The organism is Candidatus Eremiobacteraceae bacterium (assembly GCA_035295225.1).
Classification (GTDB): Bacteria; Vulcanimicrobiota; Vulcanimicrobiia; order Eremiobacterales; family Eremiobacteraceae; genus JABCYQ01.
In genome coordinates, this window is record DATGJI010000034.1 from 24,118 (window position 1) to 30,153 (window position 6,036).

Sequence of the window (6,036 nt, forward strand, 5' to 3'; positions counted from 1 at the left end):
ACGTGCGGAGTGGTCGCTTCTATCTAGGGGATGCAGATCGCGTTGAAATCGCCGTCGAGAACGGATGCATTTCCGAGAGTATCCGAAACGACGATTCCAAAGTTCGCCCCGTTCTGGCCGCCAGGGTACTGCCACACGTCCGTTGCGGTGAACGCGTTGGGAGCCGTCTGGGCGACCGTCGCTTCTTGGAGGTTCGAGCTCACGGCGGTGAAGTTACCGGTGTAGCCGGCTTCGATCGCGGTGAAGTTCACGACATAGGGATTGCCCCCGCAGCCCCATTGCGGCGGCGGCACATTTGGGAAGATGACCGCGATCGTACTGAAGGTGATGGCGCAATTCGAGTTCGGCGCGGCTGGGTTGCATGGGGCCGGGCTCGGCGACGCGGACGGGCTCGGCGATGGTGACGGGCTCGCCGATGGTGACGGCGACGGCGACGGACTCGCTGATGGAGACGGTGACGGTGCCGGCGACGAGATCGGCGTGGCGATCAATTCAAGCCAGTACGTCGCCTGCTGAACGTCGATCGCGCCGGTGCCGCCGCTGAACGTCAAGGTCTGACCGGAAACCGTCGGAGGCACCCATGTGTATTGCGGATTGTTGCTCGTGATCAATAATTCGAGCGTGAATGTGTTCGTCGTGGTTGAGATGTTCGTAGGCAGCGTGAATTGCACGGTCGGTTCGCTCGACAGCGTCAACGCCTGCGAGAAATCCAAGCTCTCCCACATCACCACCACGCTGTTCGCCGCGAGCGGCGCCGCCTTTCCCGAATCCAGCGACCCGCGCATGCGGCTTGCCGGCGCCGGCGCACCCGAAGGTTGCGTCGTATAGGTCGTCGCGGTGACCTGGGTGCCTGCGGGAGCATTGTTCGGCGGGACCGTCAGCTGACCGCTGAACCCGGCGTGCTGCGGGAAGACGAGAGGCTGGCCTGCTGCAGGCAGCGCCTCCGTGACCGACGCCGGAGTCGAGGTGGCCTTCGGCCCCGGCGTCGTACTACTGCTGCCGCCGCAGGCAATGAGGGAGACGAACGCCGATGCGACGCAGCAAAACGCGATAAGGGGCAAAGGTTTTCGGACCAAAGCAAACATGGAGAACCTCCTTCGCAGGCCGCGCGAAAAGCGTCGGCCGGGCCGCCTGAAGGCAGTACTCCTCTATCCTATGAGCTTGTTTAGCCGGGCAGTATGGGGTGAAACCCTACCAGGCCGAATCTCGACGAGACGAATGTGGAGAACGTCGTGTGGCGGCTCAGGGTATGCGGGCGAGCGTCGTGCGCGCTTCCGAGTCCTGCGGATTCAGCGCGAGCGCCTGTACAAGTGCCGCCTTTGCTTCTGCGGTTCTCCCCTGCCGAAAGCGGGCGAACCCGAGACCCGTAAATCCGGCCGCATCCTTTGGCGCAAGCCGGGTGGAGTCCATGAAGAGCGCGGCCGCGGTTTCCAGCTCACCCGAGCGGAGCGCGCAGTAGCCAAGCCCTTCAAAAGCGCCGGGCTGCGAGCTGTCGGCCTTCACTATGGCAGCGAATTGACCGCGCGCTAGCGCGATCTCATCGAGCCGGTACGACGTCCAGGCTGCTAACAGTCGAGCCGGGATGGTCGGCGACTTGATGCCGGCGAGAGCCTTGCGATCGAGCGTGTAACGGCCGGCGTCGTAGTCGGCTTGCGCTTCGTCGAGAAGTCGCGCATCGGCGCTGCGCGCGCCGCTTTTCAAGAGGTATGGTGCGGACGGCGTGCCCTCTTTGGTGAGCAGCGCCGCGACCGTGCGGACGCGGTGCATGCCGAGATAGCAATGGAGGTAGATCCGGCCTTTCGATCGTGCGATGAATTCCGCGGCGAGGTGTGCCTGGCGGTCATAATCCGAGCCGGCGTGGGTGCCGAAGATGCTCTCCATCGGAAAATTGACGAACGCCATGCCGTACTTCGCGGCGTTGACGCGCTCTTGCTCGAGAAGCATCGCTTCGTACGGGAGATCGGCGTCGAGGAGACTGACGTCGGTCTCAACCCCGTTCGCACGGAGGACGGCGAAATCGTCGGCAGACGGGTACGGACCGGTGACGACGCGGGTGTCGAGATCGGTGATCTTGGCGCGGAAGAACCCGGTCAGGAAGTTCTGAGGGTTCAGAAGAAGCCAGACGCCCGCACACACCGCGATCACGAGAAGTGCGAGCGGCCAGCCGATGAGTCCCGAAGAGCGAGTGGACGAAGCGGTCATCTTCCTTGATATCGGCCACCAGCCAAGCGGCGATTAGCGCGGGCCTGACGGATGCGGTCAAATGTTGGAACAGAAGTTCCGGGATGAAGCGAGGGGCCTCGGGCTGCTCTTTCTGGGCGGTGCGCTTTTCGTCGACGCACTCTGGACGATGGGACCCGATCCGTTCGGGTTCAGCGCGTGCATCTATAATTGCGGCAGGGGCTATCTCGCCCTTTTGTCCCTCGTACTCATGTGGCTGGGCGCCTATCTCGCTTTTCGGAAGCGGAACTAGGCCGAGATAGGCGTCGAATCGCTCATGAGCCAGAGTTACGCTTGACGTCCCGCAAACGCTTTGATAGAATACGAAGGTTCAGCTGGTGCCATCACGTGCCGGCGGTTCTTCAGTACGCGCCGCCTTCGTCTTGAGTGCGGCAGCGAGAAATCCCCGGAGGCTTTCCACCACCGCGCGAGGCGGGGATCCCCCCTGGGAGAGGCAGCGGCCGGCCGCCGGTGTCTCCTTTCTTTTGTGAACGCGCGTTCTTGTCAGAGGTCAGTCGTTGCCGACAATCAGTCAGCTCGTGCGCAAAGGCCGCGAGAAGCTCCGGAAGAAGTCGAAGTCGCCGGCGTTTCACGTCGCGTTGACCGGCGCAAAGCCGGGTCACCCCGACCTGCCGCAGCGCAACAAGACGATCAAGCAAGGCAATCCGCTGCGGCGCGGCGTCTGCACGCAAGTCAAGACGATCACGCCGAAAAAGCCGAACTCGGCGCTCCGTAAAGTCGCGCGCGTCCGGCTGACCAACGGCATCGAAGTCACCGCCTACATCCCCGGCATCGGGCACAACCTACAAGAGCACTCCGTCGTGCTGATCCGCGGCGGCCGCGTCAAAGATCTGCCCGGCATCCGCTACCACATCATCCGCGGTACGCTGGACACGCAGGGCGTTCAGAACCGCAAGCAGAGCCGTTCGAAATACGGCGCCAAACGACCCAAATAATCAAATCCGCTTTGTAGTAGGGCGAGCATCGCTCGCCCGTATATAAGGAAGATATGCCGCGAAAAGGACCGGTCCCCAAGCGTCAAGTGCTGCCCGACCCGCGCTTCAACTCGCGGACGGTCGCGCGCTTCATCAATAAGGTGATGCTCGCGGGCAAGAAGAGCATCGCTGAACGGATCACGTACGGCGCGCTCACGATCATCGGGGAGAAGACCGGTAAAGATCCCATGGACGTGTTCACGCAGGCGATGAACAACGCCATGCCGCTCGTCGAAGTGCGGCCGCGCCGCGTCGGCGGCGCCACGTATCAGGTGCCGATGGAAGTGCGCCCGGACCGGCGGCAGGCCATGGGCATGCGCTGGCTCATCGGGTTCGCTCGCAAGCGCCCCGGCAAGACGATGGAAGATCGCCTGGCAGCCGAGCTTCTCGATGCTGCGAACAACCAAGGCGCGTCGGTCAAAAAGCGCGAGGACACGCACCGCATGGCCGAGGCCAACAAGGCCTTCGCGCACTATCGCTGGTGATCGGCCAGCTCACTTCCGCAGGCGAGCGCAAGCCCGCCGCGTCCAAGGATCACGTACAGGGGAAAGTGCCTAGACAGTACACGCTCGCAAACACACGCAACATCGGCATCGCCGCCCACATCGACGCGGGCAAGACGACGACGACCGAGCGTATTCTCTTTTACACCGGCCGCACGCATAAGCTCGGAGAAGTCCACGAAGGCGCCGCCACGATGGACTGGATGGAGCAAGAGCAGGAGCGCGGCATCACGATCACATCCGCTGCGACGACCTGCATTTGGCGCGACACGCGCATCAACATTATTGATACGCCCGGCCACGTGGATTTTACCGTCGAAGTGGAACGCTCGATGCGCGTCCTCGACGGCCTCGTCGCACTTTTCGACTCGGTAGCAGCCGTGCAGCCCCAGAGCGAAACCGTCTGGCGCCAGGCGAACAAGTATAAGGTTCCGCGCATCATCTTCATCAATAAGATGGATCGCACGGGCGCCGATTTCTATAACGCCGTCACGAAGATCCGCGAGCGCCTCGGCGCGCGGGCGATGCCGGTCCAGCTGCCGATCGGCCAGGAAGATCAATTCAAAGGTTTTGTCGACTTGCTCACCGGCCGGGCCACGATCTACACGGACGACCTCGGCAAGACGTTCGAAGAGACGGACGCCCCCGCCGACATGCACGATCTCATCCACAAATGGCGCGCCGAGCTCATCGAAGCGGTCGCCGAAACCGACGAGCACCTGACCGAGAAATTCGTCGAAGGGCACGAGATCAGCGGCGACGAGATCCGCAAGGCGCTGCGCACCGCGACGACCGCCGCGAAGGTCCTGCCCGTGCTGTGCGGCTCCGCGTTCAAGAACAAAGGCGTGCAGGCGCTGCTCGACGCCATCGTCGATTACTTGCCGTCGCCCGTCGATCTCCCGGATGTATCCGGCGTCGATCCGGATCATCCAGAAAACATCCTCACGCGCAAGGCGTCGGATGAAGAGCCGTTCTCCGCACTCGCATTCAAGATCGCCACGGATCCGTTCGTCGGCAAACTGACATTCTTCCGCACGTATTCGGGCACGTTGAAATCCGGTTCGTACGTCTACAACTCCACCAAAGGGCAGCGCGAGCGCATCGGGCGCATCCTGCGCATGCATGCCAACCACCGCGAAGACGTGGAGGGCGTGGAAGCAGGTGACATCGCGGCGGCGGTGGGCTTGAAGAACACGACGACCGGCGACACGCTCTGCGATGAGAAGAAGCCGATCATCCTCGAGAACATCAAATTCCCCGACCCTGTGATCAGCCAGGCGATCGAGCCGAAGACGAAAGCCGATCAGGAGCGGCTCGGTCAGAGCTTGCAGAAGTTGGCTGAAGAAGATCCGACGTTCCGTATGTTCACGGATGAAGAGACGGGTCAGACCATCATCTCCGGCATGGGCGAGCTGCACCTCGAGATCATCGTCGACCGCCTGCTGCGCGAGTTCAAGGTCGGCGCGAACGTGGGCAAGCCGCAAGTCGCGTACAAAGAAGCCGTCACGAAGACTGTCGAAAAACACGGCCGGTACGTCCGCCAGACCGGCGGCAAGGGCCAGTTCGGCGATTGCTGGATCCGCGTGGAACCGCTGCCGCCCGGATCGGGCGTCGTGTTCGACGACAAAGTCAAAGGCGGCGCGATTCCGAGAGAGTTCATCGGCGCGGTCGAATCGGGAGTGCGAGAAGCGGCGCTTGCGGGCGTGCTCGCCGGCTATCCGGTGCTGGACTTCAAAGCAACGGTGTTCGACGGCTCGTATCACGAAGTCGACTCGAACGAAATGGCGTTTAAGATCGCGGGCTCCATGGCGTTCAAAGAGGCAAACCGTTCGGCCGGCCCGATCATCAAAGAGCCGATCATGGCGGTCGAAGTCGTGACGCCCGATCAGTTTTTAGGCGACGTCATCGGCGACCTGAACGCGCGGCGCGGGCACGTGCTCCACATGGAGCCGGAATCGCAAGGCATCCAGAAGGTCAACGCCACGGTGCCGCTGTCGGAGATGTTCGGTTACTCCACAGATTTGCGCAGCCGGTCGCAAGGCCGGGCGAGCTACACGATGGAGTTCTCGCACTACGCGCAAGTGCCCAAGAGCATCGAAGAAGAGATCGTCGCGAAGACCACGGGCAAATAGATGTACACGAAGCAGTCGTGCCGGTCGCATGCCGGCGATGGAGTGAGCAATGGCTAAGCAGAAGTTCGAGCGTTCGAAGCCGCACGTGAACATCGGCACGATCGGCCACGTGGACCACGGCAAGACGACGCTGACGGCGGCGATCACCAAGGTGCTGGCGGCATCGGGCACGGGCACCAAAGCCCT

At 62.5% G+C, this 6,036-nt stretch carries 6 protein-coding genes; 4 read left to right on the forward strand and 2 right to left on the reverse strand.

What is annotated here, in order from left to right:
• Window positions 1-23: 23 nt before the first annotated feature.
• Both VKT51_06005 and VKT51_06010 read right to left on the reverse strand, forming a co-directional pair.
• Window positions 24-1,085, reverse strand: a complete 1,062-nt coding sequence (locus VKT51_06005; protein HLJ83708.1) for a hypothetical protein — start codon at window positions 1,083-1,085, stop codon at window positions 24-26.
• Between the two features lie 157 nt (window positions 1,086-1,242).
• Entirely contained in the window at window positions 1,243-2,202 is a 960-nt protein-coding gene (locus VKT51_06010) for a hypothetical protein (GenBank protein ID HLJ83709.1), read from the reverse strand.
• Between the two features lie 536 nt (window positions 2,203-2,738).
• Between VKT51_06010 and rpsL the strand changes: the two genes are divergently transcribed.
• From rpsL to VKT51_06030, 4 genes are all read left to right on the forward strand, one after another.
• Window positions 2,739-3,176 carry a 30S ribosomal protein S12 gene (gene rpsL, locus VKT51_06015; GenBank protein ID HLJ83710.1) on the forward strand — a complete coding sequence of 146 codons (438 nt, stop codon included), beginning with the start codon at window positions 2,739-2,741 and terminating at the stop codon, window positions 3,174-3,176.
• 53 nt (window positions 3,177-3,229) lie between these two features.
• A complete protein-coding gene (gene rpsG, locus VKT51_06020; GenBank protein ID HLJ83711.1) occupies window positions 3,230-3,700 on the forward strand; it encodes a 30S ribosomal protein S7 in 471 nt (156 codons plus the stop codon).
• Window positions 3,697-5,850: an elongation factor G gene (gene fusA, locus VKT51_06025; GenBank protein HLJ83712.1), complete on the forward strand. Its 2,154-nt coding sequence runs from the start codon at window positions 3,697-3,699 to the stop codon at window positions 5,848-5,850. Before rpsG ends, fusA begins: the two co-directional genes overlap by 4 nt.
• A gap of 49 nt (window positions 5,851-5,899) precedes the next feature.
• The coding region (locus VKT51_06030; protein HLJ83713.1) for a GTP-binding protein at window positions 5,900-6,036 on the forward strand (137 nt) is incomplete at its 3' end.

Excerpts from the sequence above, each read along its gene's own strand:
- VKT51_06005 (HLJ83708.1), bottom strand. The coding sequence starts at position 1,085 with ATGTTTGCTTTGGTCCGAAAACCTTTGCCCCTTATCGCGTTTTGCTGC.
- VKT51_06010 (HLJ83709.1), bottom strand. The coding sequence starts at position 2,202 with ATGACCGCTTCGTCCACTCGCTCTTCGGGACTCATCGGCTGGCCGCTC.
- rpsG (HLJ83711.1), top strand. The coding sequence starts at position 3,230 with ATGCCGCGAAAAGGACCGGTCCCCAAGCGTCAAGTGCTGCCCGACCCG.